General features: G+C 37.5%; 23 protein-coding genes. 1 reads left to right on the forward strand and 22 read right to left on the reverse strand.

Annotated elements, in window-relative coordinates; genetic code table 11:
- Positions 1-356: 356 nt before the first annotated feature.
- Positions 357-1,988, reverse strand: a complete 1,632-nt coding sequence (locus tag G596_RS23815) for a zinc ribbon domain-containing protein (protein WP_022761854.1) — start codon at positions 1,986-1,988, stop codon at positions 357-359.
- 574 nt (positions 1,989-2,562) lie between these two features.
- Between G596_RS23815 and G596_RS0110775 the strand changes: the two genes are divergently transcribed.
- The gene (locus G596_RS0110775; protein WP_022761855.1) at positions 2,563-3,882 is read left to right on the forward strand and encodes a hypothetical protein; all 1,320 of its coding nucleotides are present in this window, start codon (positions 2,563-2,565) and stop codon (positions 3,880-3,882) included.
- A gap of 117 nt (positions 3,883-3,999) precedes the next feature.
- Here G596_RS0110775 and G596_RS0110780 read toward each other — a convergent pair whose 3' ends face one another.
- From G596_RS0110780 to G596_RS0110880, 21 genes are all read right to left on the reverse strand, one after another.
- Entirely contained in the window at positions 4,000-5,568 is a 1,569-nt protein-coding gene (locus G596_RS0110780) for a recombinase family protein (RefSeq protein ID WP_022761856.1), read from the reverse strand.
- A complete protein-coding gene (locus G596_RS0110785; protein WP_022761857.1) occupies positions 5,561-5,980 on the reverse strand; it encodes a hypothetical protein in 420 nt (139 codons plus the stop codon). Before G596_RS0110785 ends, G596_RS0110780 begins: the two co-directional genes overlap by 8 nt.
- The gene (locus tag G596_RS0110790) at positions 5,977-7,539 is read right to left on the reverse strand and encodes a recombinase family protein (RefSeq protein WP_022761858.1); all 1,563 of its coding nucleotides are present in this window, start codon (positions 7,537-7,539) and stop codon (positions 5,977-5,979) included. The genes G596_RS0110785 and G596_RS0110790 overlap by 4 nt, the downstream gene beginning before the upstream one ends.
- 59 nt (positions 7,540-7,598) lie before the next feature.
- Positions 7,599-7,814, reverse strand: a complete 216-nt coding sequence (locus tag G596_RS0110795) for an SHOCT domain-containing protein (protein ID WP_022761859.1) — start codon at positions 7,812-7,814, stop codon at positions 7,599-7,601.
- Positions 7,814-8,224: an LIM domain protein gene (locus G596_RS0110800; RefSeq protein WP_022761860.1), complete on the reverse strand. Its 411-nt coding sequence runs from the start codon at positions 8,222-8,224 to the stop codon at positions 7,814-7,816. Before G596_RS0110800 ends, G596_RS0110795 begins: the two co-directional genes overlap by 1 nt.
- Before the next feature lie 300 nt (positions 8,225-8,524).
- Positions 8,525-8,761 carry a hypothetical protein gene (locus tag G596_RS0110805; protein ID WP_022761861.1) on the reverse strand — a complete coding sequence of 79 codons (237 nt, stop codon included), beginning with the start codon at positions 8,759-8,761 and terminating at the stop codon, positions 8,525-8,527.
- A gap of 158 nt (positions 8,762-8,919) precedes the next feature.
- Positions 8,920-10,785, reverse strand: a complete 1,866-nt coding sequence (locus G596_RS0110810; RefSeq protein ID WP_022761862.1) for a biotin/lipoyl-containing protein — start codon at positions 10,783-10,785, stop codon at positions 8,920-8,922.
- 276 nt (positions 10,786-11,061) lie between these two features.
- The gene (locus G596_RS0110815; protein WP_022761863.1) at positions 11,062-12,045 is read right to left on the reverse strand and encodes a hypothetical protein; all 984 of its coding nucleotides are present in this window, start codon (positions 12,043-12,045) and stop codon (positions 11,062-11,064) included.
- A gap of 54 nt (positions 12,046-12,099) precedes the next feature.
- A complete protein-coding gene (locus G596_RS0110820; RefSeq protein WP_022761864.1) occupies positions 12,100-12,303 on the reverse strand; it encodes a hypothetical protein in 204 nt (67 codons plus the stop codon).
- A gap of 80 nt (positions 12,304-12,383) precedes the next feature.
- Positions 12,384-12,560, reverse strand: a complete 177-nt coding sequence (locus G596_RS24815) for a hypothetical protein (protein WP_022761865.1) — start codon at positions 12,558-12,560, stop codon at positions 12,384-12,386.
- Between the two features lie 239 nt (positions 12,561-12,799).
- A complete protein-coding gene (locus tag G596_RS0110830; protein ID WP_022761866.1) occupies positions 12,800-13,261 on the reverse strand; it encodes a GNAT family N-acetyltransferase in 462 nt (153 codons plus the stop codon).
- Positions 13,262-13,396: 135 nt separating this feature from the next.
- Positions 13,397-13,915, reverse strand: a complete 519-nt coding sequence (locus tag G596_RS0110835) for a sigma factor-like helix-turn-helix DNA-binding protein (protein WP_022761867.1) — start codon at positions 13,913-13,915, stop codon at positions 13,397-13,399.
- Positions 13,916-14,030: 115 nt separating this feature from the next.
- Positions 14,031-14,906, reverse strand: coding sequence for a hypothetical protein (locus tag G596_RS0110840; protein WP_044928446.1), 876 nt, complete (start codon positions 14,904-14,906; stop codon positions 14,031-14,033).
- A gap of 23 nt (positions 14,907-14,929) precedes the next feature.
- A complete protein-coding gene (locus G596_RS23820) occupies positions 14,930-15,916 on the reverse strand; it encodes an anthrax toxin lethal factor-related metalloendopeptidase (protein WP_022761869.1) in 987 nt (328 codons plus the stop codon).
- A 120-nt stretch (positions 15,917-16,036) separates the two neighbouring features.
- Positions 16,037-16,534 (reverse strand): hypothetical protein, encoded by a 498-nt coding sequence (locus G596_RS0110850; RefSeq protein WP_022761870.1) that lies wholly within the window; start codon positions 16,532-16,534, stop codon positions 16,037-16,039.
- A 65-nt stretch (positions 16,535-16,599) separates the two neighbouring features.
- Complete coding sequence (locus G596_RS25225; RefSeq protein ID WP_196805218.1) at positions 16,600-16,779, reverse strand: hypothetical protein; 180 nt, start codon at positions 16,777-16,779, stop codon at positions 16,600-16,602.
- Positions 16,780-16,951: 172 nt separating this feature from the next.
- Positions 16,952-17,641 carry a glucosaminidase domain-containing protein gene (locus G596_RS21850; protein ID WP_022761872.1) on the reverse strand — a complete coding sequence of 230 codons (690 nt, stop codon included), beginning with the start codon at positions 17,639-17,641 and terminating at the stop codon, positions 16,952-16,954.
- Positions 17,638-17,844 (reverse strand): hypothetical protein, encoded by a 207-nt coding sequence (locus G596_RS0110865; protein ID WP_022761873.1) that lies wholly within the window; start codon positions 17,842-17,844, stop codon positions 17,638-17,640. Before G596_RS0110865 ends, G596_RS21850 begins: the two co-directional genes overlap by 4 nt.
- A complete protein-coding gene (locus tag G596_RS0110870; RefSeq protein WP_022761874.1) occupies positions 17,841-18,089 on the reverse strand; it encodes a hypothetical protein in 249 nt (82 codons plus the stop codon). Before G596_RS0110870 ends, G596_RS0110865 begins: the two co-directional genes overlap by 4 nt.
- Positions 18,070-18,450: a hypothetical protein gene (locus tag G596_RS0110875; RefSeq protein ID WP_022761875.1), complete on the reverse strand. Its 381-nt coding sequence runs from the start codon at positions 18,448-18,450 to the stop codon at positions 18,070-18,072. Before G596_RS0110875 ends, G596_RS0110870 begins: the two co-directional genes overlap by 20 nt.
- Before the next feature lie 11 nt (positions 18,451-18,461).
- Entirely contained in the window at positions 18,462-19,421 is a 960-nt protein-coding gene (locus G596_RS0110880) for a hypothetical protein (RefSeq protein WP_022761876.1), read from the reverse strand.

Consider the following 19,421-nt stretch of genomic DNA (forward strand, 5'->3'; position numbering starts at 1 on the left):
GTTAAACAGTATGCATTTTTAACTGCCAGCAAACCTACCGTCTCGTCTTACCCGTAGACCAATTCCCACAAAACCTCTCAAAAATAGCAAACATAAAGGACCTGGCACTTTATGCTAATATTTTAACGTTAGCATAAAGCCGGTCCCAGTGCGGTCTTGCACAATTGACATTAACTGTGTTCAGCTTTTGTTAGCAAAGCTACCGTCTCAACATGGCAGCCAGCAGCTCTAAAGCACGATAAATACTGGCTTTATGGCGGTTTCACCTTTTAACGATAGGCCATAAAATGAACCCAGTTTTGAACCCACTTAAAAGAGTCCCATTTCTTCTATTATTATATATTACCCGGCATTCGCTAATCCATACTAGAAAATGATATTGTATAAACTCCTTCTTTATTATATGAAAATGCCAATAATGCTCCCGTATCGGGGTCCTTAGATAAAACAGAACCCCCATATCCTGTTCCATCACCCCAACCAGCATCTCTTACATTAGTACACGCTTCCTCACCATCCATTCCAATGTACAAGCCTAATAATGAATATACGTTACTATTCAATGAAACCTTTGATATAGGATCCCCCCAAACTGAAAAATCATCATTTTTATATCCTGAATTATTCTTAATTTTCGTTAATCCGTATTCAGATATAACGCTTGCTAAATCTTGACCAATTAAAATCGATATATCCATTTTATTTGTATCCGAATTTAGTAAAGTATATTTTCTATTATTATCAGTACCCTCATCTATTGAAGATTCGCTTGCCTGTTCTTCTACCGGTTCTTCATCAGATTGAATTTCAAATTGTTTCGTACTTTTCTTTTCATACCCCAAAATATCGTTCTTATCCAGATTATGGCTTTCAAATATTCCGGCCAAAACAAACGCCTGAACAAGTATAGGCATACTTTCACCATCTAGGCTCATATACTCCAAAGTAAAAACTTCCTTATCCGTGTCTATGACCCACTGAACTGTCATATCCATATCATTTCGAGTACCATCAAATTGAACAACTTTCTGTCCCGTATCACTTGTAAATGATTTCCATTTTGGATTATCAAAAAATGAATCAAAAGCTTTTCCATAAGTTATATTTGGATACCCTTCTGGAGTTGCTGTTTTTACCATGGAAACATACATATCTCCTAAGTTTGCATATAAATATGTTCCTCCAAACACTACGAGTGCTACCATAGCGGTTGCAAGCACTGCTTTATAAATTCTTAGAATACCCACATAGCCTGTATATATTTTTTCAGGAGACCATTTATAAGCTTTACTATCATATACAGTTCCAATGTAATTCATTATTGCATTCTGTTCTGCCAGGCGAGAATAATACTTAAACAATCCTCTGCTTGGCTTTTCAAAAACCAGATGCCCTTTATTTATTCTCAGTATGTATTCGCCTTGCATGCCTGTAATAATCAAATCATCCGTACCGCTCATTCGAATATCCTTGATATAACGACTCTTTGATTTTTTTAATAAATATGCTATTTCTGCAGCAGAGCTAATACCTTCAAAATTTGCACCTGTTTCATATACATACGCATTTGCAAACAAATTTCTTATAACATAAACAAGTAATAATACTGGTACTGTGAATATAAGAATTGCTATTGTTATTCCCAAAATAGAGTTTATAGCAATATTGTAAAACTCAAACATCTTAAAAGTATTGGGTAATTTCGTAAATATAAAAACCCCATAGACAATTGCTATCATAGATACAACATAGAAAACAATATAAATAACAGGCGTTTCATCAGCCATTCCAATTTTTGAATCTATAAATTTCATCTTGCTATTCACATCATCTGGCTGCTCAAAATCATCACCTGATCCCATGCGCACTAAATCTTCAGCTTGTTCATATGCATTATCTTTGCTCAAACCTTGCTTCAGCTGAAAACCACACTTAACACAATATTCATTGCTATCATTATTTTGTGTTCCACATTTTGCGCAATACATATTAACCTCCATAGAGAATTGCATCTTCTGATGAACAAAAATAGAAGAATATCCGCTGAAAACTGCGCACACTCTTACCACTTTAGTTTATGGTTATATCGATTGGACGGTCAATAAATCACAACTTAATAATTTATAAAAACTTACTGAAAAAGGATATTGGCAATTATAATATGCTCCTTCAAATATTCACACACAAAAAAGACCCAGGATTGCTTACATCCTGAGCCATGTCTCCACTATTATTTTATTTCCTACCTAGGCAGCCATTTTTTATCTCCCACAAAGATCATACTTCTATTGGATATAATCTGTATGTTATATAAAAAGATTATACTCTTTTTATATATAAATTCTTTTATTAATTGTGGATTAGATATTAAATAATATTATCATTTCATATCCCCTACAATCAAAAGGGAATTTAGCGTGGGAAGATGGAACAAACATCGTTAAATAACACTCTGAGAATATGATAAATAGTTCTGCAGGAATCAGTGCTCAATAAATAGATGAGCTGATAGCAACAATCAAGAAAACAGAATACATATCTCATAATTAGGAGGTAATGATTATGAACAATTTAAAAAAAGCATGTTTTATCGTTCTTACTGCTGTCTTTTCAATTATAGCTCTACACATTAGCCCAATCATTGCAAGCGCTTCAACTCTTTCATTCGATGACCTCTTTATTGAGGGTACTTCTTATACCTTTATAAAAAATAATTCAAGTGGCTCCCTCTCAAAAATTGACCTAACCTATTATCAAGGCTATGAGCCTTCCTTTTCATGGCAATCATATGATCCCAAAAAAGATAATAGTGTAGGACTTAGCATTTTATCCATAGGTAACAATAATGAATTCACTTTTTCAACAAGGTATGATAAAACGAGCATATCGCTCAAGTACAATAGCTTCACTGAGTCTCTTGAAGTTTCTTCATATACCGGATTTAAAGATACTAATAGTTCAGATATTTTAGGCGTATACTCACTATCAAAAAAAAGTAAGCTTCTTCATGACAATTTGCCAAAAGCAAAATATGATAATGAAGAAGACCTGATAATGGCCACAAATGAAATTAAAACCGCAATAGCTAACGGAGCATATTTGGACCAAGACGGGGATACTTTTTCTTTAAAAATGGATGACGGTACTACTATCCGGACTGTCGGCTGGTACGAAGCGGACGTTTATAGTCAAAAAGTTATTCGTAACGAGAAAGACGGTTATAATACTCCCGTATATGGAGCAGATGCTATACTTTATTCTGAAGAGATAAAGCTTCTTCAATCTGTTCCCGAAATACAAAATAATCTGTCGAATGATAAAAATCTTCGTAGATCAGGAGAAATCTCACAAGATAATAATGACTTTTTCGAATATAGTCAGTACTACTTAGTCGATGAAAATGGTTCCTGGTATTCAGAATATGCAATCAGTTTGGATTATGGCCAGATTTATGAGATAAAAAATGATGTTTGGTATTTATTATGGAGCAGTAAGGATGCTATTATTTCCAGTACGGCTCAAGAAAATCTAAATGAAGAACAAAAACGAGAAGAATATTCTTTTGTACTGGATTTTGCTAATTCTTACATCATTGATATAGCTGATAAGTCAATTCTTGATAAATATCATTATGAATATGATGAAGCAGCTGTTAAAGATGAGAATCAGACAGAAACTATAAATGGTGAAAAATGTAGCGTATATTCTGTGCTATATGTTGTTGATGATGAAACTTCAGAGCGATGTGCTAGATTGGCTGTAAATATACAAAACAAGCATATTTACAAACTAGAAGGATCTTCCTATGTCCTTATTTACAATGATTATGAATATTTAGGGCCCTATTCGGACTATGAATATGACGAGGACTACGATTACTAATTTCTACTCTCCACGTGTCCATTATTGTTGCAAAAGTTTACGTGCGTGACTGTTTTGCCACGCACGTTTTTTGTACCTTATAAATATCGATCTGTAACAATTTTATATAATTTTTTTTCACTGTCTTGGCACATCTATGTCAATTCCAGCCTTAAAAATGATCTGGAATCTGTCATCGTAAATCTTGATCTCCTTGATATAGCGCCTAACCATGATATCATCAAACTCTGCAATCTCGGTAGGCGCTTCCTGAAGGAATTTTTCCATCTCCGCAACTTTTCTCTTAACTCCTTCGTTCTTGGCCTTATCAACCATCAGCTCTTTCTTATCAACTTTGAGCTTTTCTATCTCCTCTGCCAATTTCGAATAATCTTTCCTTGCCTGGGCAAGCTCTAACAACTCTTTCTGTTTTCCGGCCAGTACCTTATTGATAGCCTCAAGCTCCTTAGAATTATCATTGGCCAGAGCTGTTTCAATGTTTTCTTTGAGCTTTACCTTCATATCCTTTGAACACTTAAGGACCTGATTGATTGCTGTAACCGCTGCTTCCTTAAGCTCAACATCGGGAACCATTGGAGCCGGGCATGCATTAGGCCCATGCTCAAATCTGGTGCAGCACTTCCATTTGATGGTGACCTTGCCTCTGTCTGTTAGAACGATCCGCCTATAAACATCTCCGCATTTGGTGCAGGTGCATAAGCTGCTAAGAGCATATTTGCTGGAGTAGAGTCTTTTCTTACCGGTCTTGGTGTAGATACTGTTTCTCCTAAGAAATTCTTCCTGAACCTCTGTGAAAATATCTCTTGGAATAATCGCTTCATGGCCGTTTGTTACATAGTATTGAGGCACTGTTCCATCGTTCTTTTTTCTCGTTTTCTGCATGAAGTCCTTGGTAATTGTCTTCTGCATAAGAGCGTCTCCCATGTACTTTTCATTTTTGAGGATTTTTTCCACAGTACTCATGTGCCACTTATATTTTTTCGCACCTGTCATAACTTTGTCTCGCTGTAAGCCATTTGCGATATCTCTAAGTGTAGCTCCGTCCAAAAACTCTTTATAAATGCGCCTTACTATCTTGGCCTCCTCTTCAACAATGGCCAACTTTCCGTCTGGCCCTTTGGTGTATCCGAGAAAACGGTTATAGTTGATGTTATATTGTCCGTTTTGGTATCTATACTGAATACCCATTTTAACATTCTGGCTGATGGATTCTGATTCCTGCTGGGCCAGCGATGCCATAATGGTAAGTAGGAGCTCTCCGGTAGAATCTAAGGTATTGATGTTCTCTTTTTCAAAGATGATCGCTATATTCTTTTCACGAAGCTGTCTTACATACTTTAAGCAGTCCAGGGTGTTTCGTGCAAATCTGCTGATGGACTTTGTAAGAACAACATCTATCTTTCCATCCATGCAGTCATCTATCATTTCTTTGAAGCCTTCTCGGTTTTTAGTGGTCACACCGGTTATTCCGTCATCAGCATAAATGCCTGCAAGCTCCCAAGCTTCATTCTTGCCAATGTACTCGGTGTAATGCTCAACCTGTGCATCATAGCTCCCCGCCTGCTCATCGCTGTCTGTACTAACTCGGCAGTACGCTGCAACCTTTAACTTTGGCTTATAAGCATCCTTAACCACATTGTTCCCGGGACGTTTCTTTGCTGGGATTAGAACAACATTTTCATTCATCACTTGCCTCCTTGATTTGGCTATAAACATATTCGGCCTGCTTATACGGGTCTTCATATCTATTCTCCAAAGCTCCGAGCTGGAACTGGATATTCATTATCATTGGTGCATCCTTCTTTATTTCTCTGATGCGATTTTGTGCTATAGCATTCTGGAGTTTAATCTCATTTGCCTTATTAAAAACTTCCTCATCAATGATCTGCGGGTAAAAGTCAGTTCCCAAATAAACCCTCTTGCTGATGATCCTCCCCAAGGTTGCATGTGGCTTCTTCAGTCCGATCTTCATGGCTGCTGCTCTCATTGATTTACACTCGATGAATTCTGTAAACAGCGCTCTTATCATCTTTGCTGCAGGTTCATCAATCTTGGCCACGCCTTTATCAATGTAGTACCCATATGGTATATGGTTCATTCAACTTCCACCCTTTCTGTTAATTTGAGGCCGCACTTCAAATTAAAAGTGTATGTTTCTCTGTCCTTTACTGTTACTGACTCGACGTATGCCAGGAAGAGCTCATCGTCATAGGCTACCGGGTTCTTAACTTTTGAAATGTATTTAAGGAGCTTCTCTGCTTCAGTTAAGTGTGTAAGGTTACCATTTATATATGAAGATATGCTCTCCTTCTCTTTTGCCAAGCGGTCAGCCTCGATCAGAAGCATGTTCTTTTCTTCCTGATAAGTTCCCGGATCTGTATAACCGGAAGCCATAAGCTCTGCTAAAACTTGCTGCTGCATATTGTTATCTCTTATCTTTTCTTCCAGAGCTTTAATCTGTCGGAGTCTGTCAGTGCTGTTAATGCCTCGAAGATTATCTACAAAAGGCCTTAACATCCTCGGATGGGCTATACGCAGTTTATTCATCATCTTTACAAAAGCTGCCTTTATGTATTCTTCCTTAACATAAAGCATCCCGCAGGATAATTGATCACTGAGGTGTGTTTTACAAGTCCAGGCAATAAAATCGCCACTCTTCTTATAATGGGTACGCCTCTTGAAGTTTGCCCCGCAATCTCCACATATGATCTTTCCTGTAAAAGCGTATCTTGTCTTGTACTTCTCTCCATCAATAATGCCTTTTTCTACACCGCGCCTTTGTACAGCATCAGCTACTCTATCAAAAGTTTCATGATCGATTATTGCCTCATGGTGATTCTGGCAAAGGTACCTGTCCACATCTCCGTAATTATGATGCCTTCTGAAATTCCCATCCGTGTATGTTTTCTGAAAAACTACATCTCCGGTGTATTTCTCATTCTTCAAAATGTCCTGGACTGATGCTGGATGCCATTTCCCGCCTCTCTTTGAAGGTATATTCTCTGAATTAAGCGCTTTTGCTATTGCTAAGGAACCATGGCCAGCAAGTGCCATGTCAAAAATCTTTTTCACAACTTCTGCCTCGGAAGGAACAACTACCATCTTGCCATCATCGTTTCTGTAGCCGTATGGCGGGTATGATATTTTGTATATTCCTTCTAAGTATCTGTGCCTTACACCCCATTTGCTGTTTTCAGAAATAGACCTTGCTTCACTCTCAGCTATAGAGCCAAGTATTGAAAGCATCAGCTCAGAGTTCATATGCTCTGTATCTATGTTTTCCTTTTCAAAATAAATACTCACGCCGATCTGATTAAGTGATCTAACCATCTCCAGCGTGTTTTCTGTGTTTCTTGAAAAGCGACTTATTGACTTAGTAATAACCCTGTCTATCTTTCCTGCTTTACAATCCTTAAGTAGATTCAAGAGTCCCTCTCGCTTCTCTACCTTAGTTCCTGTGATTCCTTCATCATAATAGAGGCCGGCGTAGCTCCAATCGCTCCTCCCCTTGATGAAGCACTCATAATGTTCTTTCTGTGCATCAAGGCTTTGGTGCTGATCATCACTATCTGTAGATACTCTTGCGTAGGCCGCGACTCTTGTTTTCTTATGAGCTGTAAAGCATTGCATGGGCTCAATCTTTGTAATCTTAACCATCGTCTCGTCTCCTTGTTTGGTCGATACCATACATCACTCTACCGGCCATTATTATCAAGTTATATTTCTATGAGTTCCTTATATAATGGCGAGAAGCTCTCTTTGTTTAATCTTGTAATTCTCCCTTGCTCTTCATCAGAAATAAGGCCCTGCTCAAAAAGGGACTTGGTAATCTTCTGTGCTATTTCATACTCAAAATCCTGCTGCATCCCTTCTACAGTTATTTCCCTTGCAGGAGTATCCATCATTTCTCTGATATCACTTGTCACGTCCATTAACACGCACCTCCAAATCTGTCTTCTAAGTAGCAATCATGACAACAGTACTTGCGGTTCTTATTGCCGTAGGCTATAAAGGTCTTTCCACAGTTCTTACATATGACCTCATAGTTGGCTTTCCTGTTTACCTGATCCAGGTGTGAGTTCCAATATTCATTTCTGCAGCGATCACAGCAGAAGCGCTTTTTCTTTCTCCCAGCGTTCTGTATAACAGGCTTACCGCAATTCTCACAGGCACAAACGTTTATTGGTCCTGCTGCCACATAGCCTCTCTTCCCGCCAAGATCATGCCTTCTGCAATATGTTTTTATGCTGTTGACAGATATCCCCATCTTCTTAGCAATCTCTGTATAACCAATGCCCTGCGCTCGGAATATTTCGATCTGATACTTTTCGCTCTGCGTCATTACCTTAGCTCCCTGCAATTGTTCTTCTATAATCCCTAATTACAAAACCTGTGAAAATGTACGAGAGATTTTGAATTTTTCTAATAGTTATGTATTTGAAGAGGATCCTTTTTCCGGTTTTTGGAAACAAATAGTTAAAGTTTTACACCTCTCTACTAGTTAGGTATCCGAGTGAGGTGTTTTTCCGGTTTTTCTGAAAAATTTCTTCTATCTTTCTAAGGGGATTTGGGAGACTGAATTCCGGGGAGCAAAAAAAAAATAAGGCCAGACATATAGTCTGACCTCATCGCTTCACTTTTATTATGCTTTTAATTCTTCTGAATGACTCTTCGATCTCTTCACCAAGCTTTTTAAATCATGTGAAAAATAGTCACTAAGCATCATCATCTTGCACTTAGTAGAATACTCAATTTCAAAAGTATTCATGTCAAGTTTCAAAAATGCTACAATCTTTGCGATTTCTTCTTTGTTTCTCACTCTTGCCTGGTCCCAAGCCAACTCCCTTTTTTCATCATTTGACATATGTTTCTTAGCCATATCTGTCCCTCCTAAATAATTTCCTTGGAGAGTATAGCCTATTTACAGAATACAAACAATGGAACTTCGCAAATTGAATAAAAAAGGGACAATAATAATTAATCTTTCATGATAGGGACAGTCTAAGACTGCCCCATATATGGTTCAAAAATAAAAGCTTAAGACTCATAGTGCTCAGTCATAACATAGGAATACTCCCATTCACCGCCTTTATATGTATCAATCACGTATGCATCATTATAGCTTCGAACTTGAATAAACAGCATGTCGCTATCTTGCTTCATGGTATTAGGATCATAAGCAAGGTATGTATTAGTATCAACCATATACAACAATGCATATAGTTTTTCTACTCCATCAACATAATAACTTATGCATCCGCACTCTTCTCCTATACCATAATCATCTTGTTCTGTGTATATACTTATAGAGTATCTTTCCTCAGAATAGTTCTCATAGTTAGGATTATACGGTATTTCATAACTTCCGCTTATATTAAATACAGAAATCTGTCCTTCATTAGGCTTTTCATATAATCCAAGATTTGCCCCATTACCATTAGTATATCTACCAACAACATCCTGCCCGGCGATAGCCATACTATCATATGAATTGGCCTTATTTGTATTACCAGTTGTTGAATTGTCATTTATTGCAGTACTAGGCCCAGTGGGATTACTGTGAGTGGTTGCACCGCTAGAATTACTTCCATTCAAGTCTATAATATAATCTAGCTCAAAAGTAGGTGTTCCGGATGACTCTATACGTACAAGATGACAAAAAACAGATATCCTATCCCCTGGAAGTATGCGAGTATGTGTAACACCATTTGCAGAATCCAATAAATGCAAAGATACCTGTGAATCTATAGAATCAGGATTGTAGTCAATAAAACAAAAATAACTATCGTCATCAGTAGAATATACTTCAACGTTCGTTAATAGACACATTTGCCCTTTTTTTCCATATCTGCAAAAGTTGGTAAAAGAACTATATGATGGCAGTGTTTCGTATGATGAGGAGTTATAAATATCATATATAAAACTTGTATCTGCCCGTGTGCATTCGTCGAACAACAACCAGAACTCATCATTAGTCATATGATCAACCACATGCGCACTAATTTTTACGCAGTCACCATCTGATAATTCGTATTTCGTTATTGATTCATCATCAATTGGCAAGCGAACCGTTGAATAAAGAGTCTCCCCATTCGATGTCTCTATATATGGACATCTTAGATAGAACATCCGGTCACCTTGACTATAAAAAACTATTCCGTATCCATAGTAATCTATCCCAGTTATAACCGTTTCTGTCTTTTGTTTATTCAAATCATGCATAAAGTTGGGATCTTTCTCTTTACTGATGCTTTTTTGAGAATTTTCAACTTTTGTATTATTCTCTGCTACTTGGATGATTTGAGTACTAGCTGTACTTGCACTACTCTTTTGAGTGTTTTCTACGGTTTTATTGTTTTTTTCACTCTCATCGGTGCTGCTGCCAAATAAAACTAACAATACTAAAAGAACACCAGCAACTATTACGGTATTTCTTAACCAATGCTTTTTCTTCTTGATTGGAGCATTGGTAGCTATATTGGAGTTATAAGCCGTATTTTGAGTATATGGCGGAATTGTATTGTTAGTGGTCTGATTTCCGAAACCATTAATTGTATTGGGTGATTGTATAATAGTAGGAATATTAGTATTTGTTGCAAGTTTTTGGCCACAAGATGAGCAAAATCTCGCAGAACGATTGTTGATTACTCCACAACTTGGGCATGAAACATGATCAGAATCAGCTGATAGACTTTCCATACTGAATACTATCATTCCTTTGGTAACATTATCTCCTACTGAAACACAAATATTTTCAATAATACCTGGTGCAGGAGCTACTATTGGTACGTTAAGGCCCATCATATGGATCTCAATGACCGTATCCCCAGTCTTCACATGATCACCTTTGTTGCATGCTATACCTACTACATTGCCATTAAATTCAGAAATGATATCAGACATTATTAACCTCCGTGATTGGGAAATAAGCCGCTCCCATGAGAGTAAAAAAATTGCACAATACCACTGATTCTATTATTTCAGATATAAGTTAAAATTATCTTAATTCGAGATAAAATAAATCTTATTTGCACAATGATTTATCTTTGTACTGACTACAATCTGAATATAAATTTCATTTTTTGTTTCCGTTTCAAATAAAAAAACGTTGCATTAATCCTTTTCATTAATGCAACGTTTTTCAGTTTAATAGCCTATAAATTCTGTTTCCAGAAACACTTAATCAAATATAAGTTCTGACGGATGGTCCTTGATATAATCAAGTGCATATATCAATCCACAATTAGTTATAAATTGAATATCAAAAGTCATTTTCTTAATTTTCCATTTGCCTTTAACTTTTACCATTTTAATATCTGTCGGATACCATTCGTATGTATTGTCCTTTTTGTAATATCTATTCATGTCCGAGATCAACTTAGCATAATTAAATTTCTTGGTCCGAAGGGCTGTAACAAATTGCTTTTTCATAGCACTTTTAACTGCATTATATGAATTATAGCAAGTAACATCCGTCCTTACCCTCGCTTCATTTCCATCAACAGTTATGCTGTTAATTTTGTAAGAAAACCTCTTTTTATTAGCAGTACGAATAAATTGCTGAGCCGATCTCTCATAAATGTAACTATTCTTTCTGTCCGTCTTAACACAGCTTTTTATCCCTCCGACATTATAGTTCTTAGCATATTTAAAGAATTGAGTCAGCTGCTTTTTTATGCTCTTTTTGTCTTTGGCAGCAAGAGCGGAATATGGATCATGCTTATAATCTGTAATATTGTATATACCATTTTCTTTTGTTATATACAGATACGTCTTGTCATAAGCATATAAGTTTTCATAACTATTACTATACGTGTCAATATTATCTGTCAGTATATAATCGAATTCATAAAGTCCTGATTTATCAATATAATAGCTAACATCGTCTTCACTAGCACCACTTTCTTCTACTGAGTAATAGCTTTCGTCATATGTTACTGTTTTCCCATTTTCTATCCTACTTATGTTTGTGTAGACATAATAGTAATCATTATCCGGAAGCTTTATCTTTAAACTTATCATAGCTTTATTATCCCTGATGAATGCTCCCGTAATCTTTAAGCTTGCACTTTTGACCTTCGCATATGTCTCCATTGGTATAGCTGTAAGAACAATCACCCATACTAACAGCATACAGAACATCGCTTTTACTATTTTTCTCATTGTACTAATCCCCCTAAACATATTTTCAATAATCAACTCCGTTAGTTTAAGCCTTTAAATATTTCTCTTATGCTCTGCCTTCCAGTCCTCGTATATTTTTTGCAACCCTTCAGAGCCCATGCCAATAACATCCAACCGGCCTTCAGCAATCTCAGGAAGTAACCATTTGAAAAACTCCTGACTCATTTTATCCATCTGCTTATACAAGCTTAAGAATATAAGCGCATCCTCAGAGTATTCTATTTCATTTGAGTCCATCCATAATTCCTCCGCTTCTCTTTTTATCGCTAAAGATATATTTTTTCTAATGGATCCTAACTAATTTACAATGCCACACCTCATAATGATGAAATAATGAATGCTACAGAAAACATCAGTATCCCCGCGCTAAAAAATGTAAGTCCCATGTCACTGATTCTATCCTTCACACCCATATTTTCAACAAAATCCGACAAAAAGACTTTTTCCATTTCAACTACATTTTTTCTATTTGTGAAACTTTTTATGTCTCTCATAAACTGGTTCCTCCTTACTCTTTATAAATCAAATTATAATTCATAAGGTGTCCAATAATTTCCACAGCACAAAAGCGGCCGTTACTATTCACAGCCTATCAGCTTCATGCTGTTCTAAATTTTTAATTCCCTCATACTCATAACGATTAATTATCTCTGTCAAAATCACCAAAAAGCTAGATGTTTTATATATTTCTTGTCGTTTTTTTATTGCCTTTACAATCGTCAATAGGTATTATTTACCATTCCAACAATTCCATATTTATTGATTTCTCGTTAAATCCGTATTTTGCATACATCTCATACGCCTGCTTATTTTTTGCATTCACTTGGAGTTCTATGCCGTCAGAGTTTATTTCTGCCGCAAGTTCCTTTAACTTATCAAAAAAGGCATGCCCTACTCCCATTCCTCTGTATGGCTCGTCGACTGCCATGCAATCCACAAAAATAACGTCTCTCGTTACATGAGAAGATGACTCTATATGACGATAAGTAAGTCCCATAATACCTACGACTTTTTCTCCATCCTCCGCGACATAGAAAGTATCCCCTTCCAGTGCTTCCAAAAATTCTTTTTTGGTAATTATCTCTTTATTCTTTTTATATATGTCAGGACGCAATTCAACATGAATATCCTGAACCTGATTCATAATTCTCAGAACTGATTCATAATCTATCTCTACTGCTGGCCTTATTTGCATCAGTTTTTATCTCCCTATGAATTTTTAATTTGTTTAATATTCTAATTGTTCCTAATACAAAAATAAAGCCCACCAATATGAGCTTCATTTCAAAATCTATTTAACTGTGAATAGTAACAAGCGGCCGTTCACCGTTCATGACCGTTCTTCTCTCCACAAGAATCCAGCTTTGTCCTGGATTTCATTATATGTACTTGCTCCTACACTCCTTAATCCCTGTATTCCTTCAAGTCCGATATCCTTTAATTCATCCAGGGTGGTTATATTATTCCTAAGAAGTGTACGATAGGCATGGTTTGAAAGATTAAGATCTTCCAGCGTCTTAATCTCACTCTTATCCTTACGCGGCTTGTAGATCATATCAGAATACTGCTTTGTACCGAGCGCTTTCAGGATCTTAACCATTCGATCCCGAACACCGCTTGGAGATATTCCATAATAATCAGAAAGCTCTACGAAGGTCTTCTCCTCTTCATAACGAAGCCTAATAAGCTCTATCTCATCATCTGTAAGGCCATTAACGACATTCAAAAGGTTAGCCCTAACATCCGAGGTTGCAGATACCGGAAGATACTCTGCTCCCCAAGTCTTACATATATCGCGTAAAAGATTCAGCGGATATCTAAATTTTCTTGTTTTCCTGTATTTTGCCATATAACCATTTTATCATTGGCAAGGCTTGCGGTATCTAAACTTTCAATAAAAAAAGAACCGGAACCCATAAAAAAGGTATCCGGCTCACTACTTCAATATAAAAGCATCTATCATATTAGTGGCAATCATCTATACATCTGTTAACAACGTCCATTACTACTGATTCAAAATCAGCCTGACCAGAATTCACTTCCGGTACAAAGAACCGTCGAGCATCATCTCTACAGAGGGCATAAATCCCATCGAGAAAATATCGCTTATCCTCCGGGTTAGGAAAGTATGTATTCAGGTTCCCCACATGAGCAATCATCCTTCCAGTGTCATTCTGCTTCTTCCCCCAAATATGGAGTCCCTTTATCTCATTTCTATACTCTAGAAGCGGATTCAGAGCACTGTGGTATTTTAACTTCTCAAAAGGATCTGTATTTATATGTTCAGCAGTAAGAAGCTGTGGAAAATCTAGGACTACTCCAAGCTTCACATCCTTCTGACGGATTTTTTCACAAAGTGCACCAATGTCCGCTGCTTTACTAACAAGGAATTTTCCACCTGAATACCTGGATCCTGCCCTGTTCTCCACCACAATCTGCACATTCGGATACTTATTATGTATAACAGCCTCAAAAACATTAAATCGATCTATGAATCCATCCATATCACAGTAGTCATTAAATGGCGGATGTATCTCGATGACTTTGGGAGCCACATGGGATTCCGTAAGCGCAATGACGAACTGTGCAAACTCGTCAGCCCACTTCTCAGATTTCCATAATTGTGGAACATATCTGTTATGAGCTTCCTTAATAGCCGGAAACCTCTTTACTAATTCAGTTGAAAGCTTCCTGCTAGCAAAGCTGTACTCCGTATGGAGTGAGTAATCTTGCACATCTTTTATTTCAGAAATATCAAAGTGGCCTGCTATTTCCGTCAGTTCAGGCTCAAGGCCAGATGGATAGGTGTATCGATTGTACTGTACAAAACAAAAGTTCATATTGATTTTCTCCATGCAAGAGGCTATTCGTTCCAGTGGATACCTCCCAGATATTTCTTTACCTTATCAGCAGCATCAGCTCCGACTTGTCCCCAGTCCTTAGAATCTGCATATTCTCCCATTTCTTCGAACTTTTTATTGATCTTATCAGCAGCTGCTGAACCAATATCTCCTGGATCTGAATTATGTATCTTGTCATTTGCCTTTTCTGCTAATGCTTTTCCCCATCCTTCCGGATCATCCTTTATATCCTGATAAGTTTCACTCGCCTTATCAAGCCATCCATCCAAAGTTCTAGAGCCTACACTATCGCTTCCAAGCACTTTTTCTGCTGCCAGTACGGCCAAATCCTTAAACTTATTCGCAGCTTGTCTTGCAGTCTCGGATATCACATGAGAGTCACATCTCACGTAATCTGTTACATTATCTGTTTGTGTCCTTCCATAAGGACTAACAAGACCATCTAATGCAGCGTATGTATAAGGGCAACGAGCCTTCAAATATCCTGCGCACTCCACATATTCCCGGAACGCTTCAGCAAAATATTCTGTAGAATCAGACATTGCATATGAATTACTTCCCCCATCAAAATTTGCACACTCCGCAGCATAGATATTATAGAATTTCTGCGATTCAGACACGTTCCCTGCAAGAATATAGTCAAAGAAATGACCCATCTCATGGTTCATAGCAGCCCCCGCATCAGTATTAGCAAGTACAATGCTTCTTGAGCCTGTCTCCGTATATCCTGCAACATATCCACCGCTAGGCGCACCTTTATACATAGCTGATACGAAATTTACCTTGAATACATCCGTTATGATCACCCGCCATCCATATGACTCAAAAGCATTTCTAACACCTTGTGGCAGCTTATTATAATACTCCTGCGCTTCTACCGAAGCAGTATCACTGTTAGATTCCTTAAGTGGGAATGAAGCATATGCTTTTGAAGGAATACATAGTATAAACAACAGAACAAGCATTATGGAAATTATAGATTTTCTCATATTTAGGCTCCTTCCTAATACTAACAAAAGAATCATTAGCATAGTTTTCAGTCCATGAAAACATATCGTAATTATCTCTCATTCCTGTGAAAAGCAGATGAATTAGGTATTAAAAATAAATTAAATATTTCGGATCGGTTCAAATTTTATCGTAATTGCTCCGTTCTTTACCACAAGCGTAATCTTCGTAGTTCTTGTTCTAAACTTAGCATAAGTAACACCCACGATTTTATCTTCGTCAGCAGCTTTACCGTACTTCTCCGATAAAAGCTCATAGTATTCTCCAAAGGCTTCATCGATTGGTTTTCCGGGATGTTCTATATAATATTCTCCCCGGACGAGCTTTGCATACTCATTAAAGAAGTAGGTTACTACACATTCATCGCCTTCAATGAGGCTATCCATCATAGAAAACTCCTCGGATCCCTGCTGGAATATCTCTGACTCTTCCCTGTCATAGACATCACCATATTTGTCTCCCCAGGAAGATGTCCTGAAATCCGTGGTATTCTTGCTACTCCGGAAGCATGCTACCGTCACTGTAAGGAGCACAAGCCATATTCCAAAAGCTACTACTCTTGTCAGTGTTATTGAGTTTTTAACTTTATCCCATATCATGATCGCCTCCAAATTAAAAAGGACACCAGGTTATCCCTGATGTCCTTAATTACTACATCCTCTTATTAAAAAACCTCACCACAAAATGGACATTTTTCAATAGCCTTCTTTACTCTATAGTCGTCTCCATTCTCGTTATATACGACCATTTCCAATACCTTTTCTTTCCTGCGAATACTCAATGATGAGCATATTTCTCCTACAAATCCACAGTCCACCCTGATATTAAATATCTCTCTACACATAAAATCGATTTTGTCATTAGAGGTACAATAAATACACATATAAAACTCCTTAAATAAAAAAAAGCTTGTTCCCTTCAGACGGCCGTCAGCAGGAATTACAGCTTATCAAATCTGCTGTCCTATAAACATTACACAGATGTCACAATATAACAGCAAGCTATTTCCTAATGTACTATTTAAGTTTGTTACGTGTAAGCACTCCAACAATCCCATCCGGATCAAGGCCTACTGCCTTTTGGAACTGTACCACTGCAGCTTTTGTCTTATATCCGAAATCGCCATCGATTGCAAGGCTGTAACCTTTAGTACGCAGCTGAGCCTGGACCCATTTGACTGAATCACCTTTCATTCCAGTCTTAACATTGAATAAGGGCTCTTTGTATGGATTTTCAATGACATCTCCTGTCTCACTATCCCATACAAAAAGCCCATATTTTTCGATTGTTTTTATAAGTGTCTTATCGTAATCCTTACCAGTAGCATATCCGTCTTTATATACATTCTGGCAAGCGGTTCTGTAATCCCGGCATCCAACGAGATTACTGTATCTCTTAGATCGAAGGAACAGCGCTGAATGATCAGCTATTGATTCTTTCCATGAAGGATATTTCCTGAACGGGGCTGCTATAGTAATGTACTTACCGTTCACATACTCCTTTGTATTCATGGTAATACTCTGGCCGTTGTAGTTGCCTTTAATTCCAAATAAATTGTTTGCCTTAACGGTCAGCCCGCTGTTTCCCCTGTTACTCTCAATGAAAGCCTGCGCCGCAGTAAGAGAAGCCAGTATACCGGTACTTTTTGCATCAGCAATTACAAAGGGCTTTATCTTCTGCAGAAACTCTTCTGCTGTATAACTCATTTTCCCTCCTTCCCGGAAGCATCAACATAAGCTTCACATGCTGCATAAATGGCAGCGGAAAGAACAGAACAAACTGTGCCTATTGCAGTAACGGTATTATTCCCACTCTGGATACCTGCCACACTTGCACCGATAGATGCCAAAAACGCTGCAAAACACAGTAAAAACTTTCTTGATGTTACCCTCGTTACAAAATCTCTCATTCTTCATTTCCTCCTCTGATTTTGAAAATGTTTTCTAGGCCACTCTTGACCATATATGCAAAAACGCAGTCCCGAAGAACCTGCGTATTGCAATCAATAAAAGTACCCAGGCTATCGAAGTTTTCATAAAGAAGCATTACCGCCATCGAATAAACATCCCCAATAACAAAAAGAGCAGTGCATATTAGCACCACTCTCTTTGAAAACTCCCACAGCCATCTGTTCTTATTCAGTTTTTTCACCATAAGGAATCCACCCTCTTTCCTGTCCCTGGTTTGATAAAAATTCCTGAAGCTCCTTCTCTACTGCCCGACACTGATCGATATCATTACCATTAATTGCATGCCTTACAAGAGCAAACTGCGCTCTTATCGTAACGGACATTGTCCGCTCAAGATATTCAATCCTACGCTTATCATTATTAAAAAAATGCTCATAATGATCAGTTTTATGCTCCAGAGCACTTATCCTTTTATCAAGATCTGCTATTGGGCCCTTTGCAAGAGTTATTATTGATGCTATTTTTTCTATCAGCGTTATAAGCGTTATAGCCGCGCCTATAAGTCCGCATATAACAAGTATTGCCTGTTCTGTCGTAAAATTCATATTTCCTCCTATCACTCGTAAGTCATTGAATATGAACACTTTATAGGCTTTTGTGCTCCTGTCCTTACGATAGTCACAACTTTTCCACCTTTTTGTATCGGATTAAAAGTCACACTATCTCCTTTATTTCCAAGAGTACCAACCGGTCCAGGACATAATATATTAGCTTGTGAGCCATTGTACTCTACCATCGTTATTGTGCAGGATGTAGCTCTTTCTGCCGGTAAAGCCACGGAAGAATCTGTAGTAATAGTCAAATTCTCTGCTTTCCATTTCACTTTTCCATCCGCTTTGCCTTTATCATATACTTTACCAATATTAGTCACTATGGTATCAGGGCTTGCATTATCGGCTGTAGAAACGCCCTTGTTGGTACATGCTTTTGCTATCTTCTTACAGCCATCCTGAAAAGACTGTTTTATAGAATCAATGTCTTTTTTAGTACTTTCCAGATCCTTTTGAAGCTCATAGGCCCCCGAAAAACTATAGAACTCCCTATACACAGCAGAAAACTGTGTTGCTCTTGTAAATAACGAAGCAATTGAAAAACATCTAAGAACTTTATCATTCTCATTCTCAGTTTCAGTAGGATTTTCAGGGATTGATATCCTCGTCGGATCGGGGCCTTCCTCATTCCCTTGCAGATACCTGAATTCTGCTCTCTCCTCACCAGTTATATTGTTTTCTATGATAAGAAGTACTATCCTGTCACGCCTGTAATAAGATGAGTTTTCAAGAGTATCAGCCTGCAGATAAATAGGTTCTGTAATCTCAAAAAATCTGCCTCCAGCATAACCACATCCTTCACTAAGTTTCATTCTCAATCCATCCATCACCGTCATTTCGAATTTCCCGTCTGCCTCAAAGAAAACAACACTTTTTGAATTTCCCAGAATACCTGCATTATTTCTTGCTGCCTGCAGCGCTGTTACATGAGGTTTACCTCTATGTCCAGTTACAAGTTCTACCAT

The organism is Butyrivibrio sp. AD3002 (assembly GCF_000420905.1).
GTDB lineage: Bacteria > Bacillota > Clostridia > Lachnospirales > Lachnospiraceae > Butyrivibrio.